The sequence below is a fragment of the Micromonospora tarensis genome, from assembly GCF_016803395.1.
GTDB lineage: Bacteria > Actinomycetota > Actinomycetes > Mycobacteriales > Micromonosporaceae > Micromonospora > Micromonospora tarensis.
This window is the reverse complement of the sequence record NZ_JAEVHL010000429.1, coordinates 1-2,857: the sequence shown is the minus strand read 5'-3', so window position 1 is coordinate 2,857 and position 2,857 is coordinate 1. Positions and strand designations below refer to the sequence as shown.

The 2,857-nt window shown below is 70.5% G+C and carries 3 protein-coding genes and 1 tRNA gene; 3 read left to right on the top strand and 1 reads right to left on the bottom strand.

The annotated features are described in order from the left end of the window. Positions 1 to 48 precede the first annotated feature (48 nt). Both JM949_RS35080 and JM949_RS35075 read left to right on the top strand, forming a co-directional pair. Positions 49 to 597, top strand: coding sequence for a sensor histidine kinase (locus tag JM949_RS35080; protein WP_203152358.1), 549 nt, complete (start codon positions 49 to 51; stop codon positions 595 to 597). A 165-nt stretch (positions 598 to 762) separates the two neighbouring features. Then, positions 763 to 1,770 (top strand): sugar phosphate isomerase/epimerase family protein, encoded by a 1,008-nt coding sequence (locus JM949_RS35075; protein ID WP_203152357.1) that lies wholly within the window; start codon positions 763 to 765, stop codon positions 1,768 to 1,770. Between the two features lie 61 nt (positions 1,771 to 1,831). Here JM949_RS35075 and JM949_RS35070 read toward each other — a convergent pair whose 3' ends face one another. Beyond that, complete coding sequence (locus JM949_RS35070) at positions 1,832 to 2,236, bottom strand: hypothetical protein (RefSeq protein ID WP_203152356.1); 405 nt, start codon at positions 2,234 to 2,236, stop codon at positions 1,832 to 1,834. 294 nt (positions 2,237 to 2,530) lie between these two features. Here JM949_RS35070 and JM949_RS35065 point away from each other — a divergent pair. Beyond that, positions 2,531 to 2,603 (top strand) — tRNA-Asn (locus JM949_RS35065). The last annotated feature ends 254 nt before the right edge of the window (positions 2,604 to 2,857 follow it).

The window sequence follows — 2,857 nt, the reverse complement described above, 5'->3', positions numbered from 1 at the left end:
ACCGACGCCAGCGGCCGACGCACAGGCGGCTGGCGTACCTTGACCCGCATGGGTCGGTTCGCGCAGTGGCGCGGGATGGTGCTGGCGCGAGGCCACCAACTGCGCGGCGCGCTCAGCCGGGCGGAGGAGCCCGATGATCCGCTCGCGCCGACGCCCAGCCTGAATCGTCTCGACGCGCTGGTGGAGGGCTTCGCCGCCGGTCAACCGGTGCGGTGGACCGTGGCCGGGCAACCCCGGCCGCTGCCCGGTCCGGTCGACGTGGTGGCGTACCGGATCATCGAGGAGGCGCTGACCAACGCGGGCCGGCACACTCCGGGCGCGCCGGTCGCGGTCCGCCTGCGCTACGACGCCACGGGCATCACCATCGAGGTCCGCGACGAGGGCGCCGGTCCCGCGCCGTCCGGCGCGCGCGCCCCGGGCGTCCGGCCGGGGTCTGCTCGGGGTACGCCGGCGCACGGAGCGCCTCGGCGGCAGGTTCTCCGCCGGGCCACGCGCCGGCGGTGGCTTCACCGTACGGGCCGTTCTGCCCGCTCCCGAGGAGGTGGTCGGATGATTGGCCGGCCGCGGGACTTCCGTGATGGGGTGCGGCGGAAATAGGGTGGGGGCGGCGACCGTACGGTGGCCGGTGACCCGGTGGGAGGCGCAACCCGCCGGGCCGAGGTGTGTCGCACACCCACCGGTGACCGCCCGTCGCCGGGCACGTCCGGTCACCCTCGCCCCGGTCCGCACGAGGAATCCCCATCACAACAGGGGAGAAGGACAATGGCGCGACCCATCACGCTCTTCACGGGCCAGTGGGCCGATCTTCCGTTCGAGGAGGTCTGCCGGCTCGCCTCCGAGTGGGGCTACGACGGTCTGGAGATCGCCTGCTGGGGCGACCACTTCGAGGTCGACAAGGCGCTCGCCGACGACTCGTACGTCGAGCGCAAGAAGGAGACCCTCGCGAAGCACAACCTCCAGGTCTTCACGATCTCCAACCACCTGGTCGGCCAGGCGGTCTGTGACCACCCGATCGACGAGCGGCACCAGGACATCCTGCCCGGCCGGATCTGGGGTGACGGGGAGCCGGAGGGGGTCCGTCAGCGGGCCGCCGAGGAGATCAAGGACACCGCGCGGGCGGCGGCGAAGCTCGGGGTGAAGACGGTCGTCGGCTTCACCGGTTCGTCGATCTGGCACACCCTGGCGATGTTCCCGCCGGTGCCGCCGGCGATGATCGAGCGCGGCTACCAGGACTTCGCCGACCGGTGGAACCCGATCCTCGACGTGTTCGACGAGGTGGGGGTGCGGTTCGCGCACGAGGTGCACCCGAGCGAGATCGCGTACGACTACTGGACGACGAAGCGGACGCTGGAGGCGATCGGCAACCGGCCCGCGTTCGGGTTGAACTGGGACCCGTCGCACTTCGTCTGGCAGGAGCTGGACCCGGTGAACTTCATCTTCGACTTCGCCGACCGGATCTACCACGTCGACTGCAAGGACGCCAAGGTGCGTACCGGCGATGGCCGGCGTGGCCGGCTCGCCTCGCACCTGCCCTGGGCCGACCTGCGCCGCGGCTGGGACTTCGTCTCCACCGGACACGGCGACGTGCCCTGGGAGGACTGCTTCCGCGCCCTGAACGCGATCGGCTACGACGGCCCGATCTCGATCGAGTGGGAGGACGCCGGGATGGATCGCCTGGTCGGTGCCCCGGAGGCGTTGCAGTTCGTCCGCCGGCTCGCCTTCGACGCCCCGAGCGCCGCCTTCGACGCGGCGTTCAGCAGCAAGGACTGAGCACACCCCGGACAGACCACGGGCCGGTCGCCCTGCGGCGACGGCGTCGAGGTGCGATGGGTCAGAGCGTGCTGGCGTTCGTGCCCGAGCCGGACGGCTTGGTGCGGGGGTTGGTGGACGACGGCGACCCGGAGGTCGTGCCGACCGAGTTGCTGCCCGCCTTGGCGCCCACGGTGGCGGGCGTGCCGGCGAACGCGTCGTCGGCGGCGGTCAACTCCTGCTTGCCGGTGCTGCCGTTGCCGGTGCCCAGCTTCTCGCCCAGCTTGGTCTGGCCGAGCTTGTCCTTGCCCTCGCTGTAGAGCTTGTTGGCCTGGGCCTGCGCGACCCCGGCCGCCTCCTGGACGGTCGGGTGGTCGAGCACCTTGCGGCCCCGGACCACCAGCTCTTCGTACTTCTCCCGGCCGGCACGGGCGCCCAGGACGAATCCCGCAGCCAGCCCGCCAAGAAACATGATCTTTCCGCGCATGGCGGCTCCTTCCGTACCTGACGCGCCGTCACCCCGGCGAGTTGCCCCGTCGGAAGGCGACCTGTTCGCGCCTGCGTCCTCTGTCCGCAGCTAACTACCCATCCTGCTCCCCGCTCAAGCATGCTTGTGCCGGGATGGCGATTTATCCCGATTGTCGATACGTTCCGGGCGCTGACCTGCTCCTCTTGATCTTTGCGGGTTGGCGCGGAACCCACTGGACCACCACCGGGGAATGTCAGGTACTCTTGTCCCGTCGCACGGCACCGGGGAGATCCGGAGTCGCGCGGTGCACGGTCCCCTGTAGCTCAATTGGCAGAGCAGCCGGCTGTTAACCGGCAGGTTATTGGTTCGAGTCCAATCGGGGGAGCTTTCGCTCCACGCCACCGCCCGTCGGCCCACGCCGACGGGCGTTTTCTGTTCCCCACGGGTACCCGCGCCCCCCTGGTCGCCGCCCTGCCTCCGCCCGGCCCAGCGATCTTCTCTCTCGCCCAGCGCATGGGTTCGTCTCAGTCACCCGAGATCGTGCTTGAACATTGTTGTAGTGGTGTTGGTGTGTCGGGGAGACCACTACTTCCTGGTTCGAGCAGATCTTGGCGCGGGGCGCGGGGCGCGGGGCGCGGG

Coding starts and splice junctions, on each gene's coding strand:
- JM949_RS35080 (WP_203152358.1), top strand. CDS start 49: ATGGGTCGGTTCGCGCAGTGGCGCGGGATGGTGCTGGCGCGAGGCCAC.
- JM949_RS35075 (WP_203152357.1), top strand. CDS start 763: ATGGCGCGACCCATCACGCTCTTCACGGGCCAGTGGGCCGATCTTCCG.
- JM949_RS35070 (WP_203152356.1), bottom strand. CDS start 2,236: ATGCGCGGAAAGATCATGTTTCTTGGCGGGCTGGCTGCGGGATTCGTC.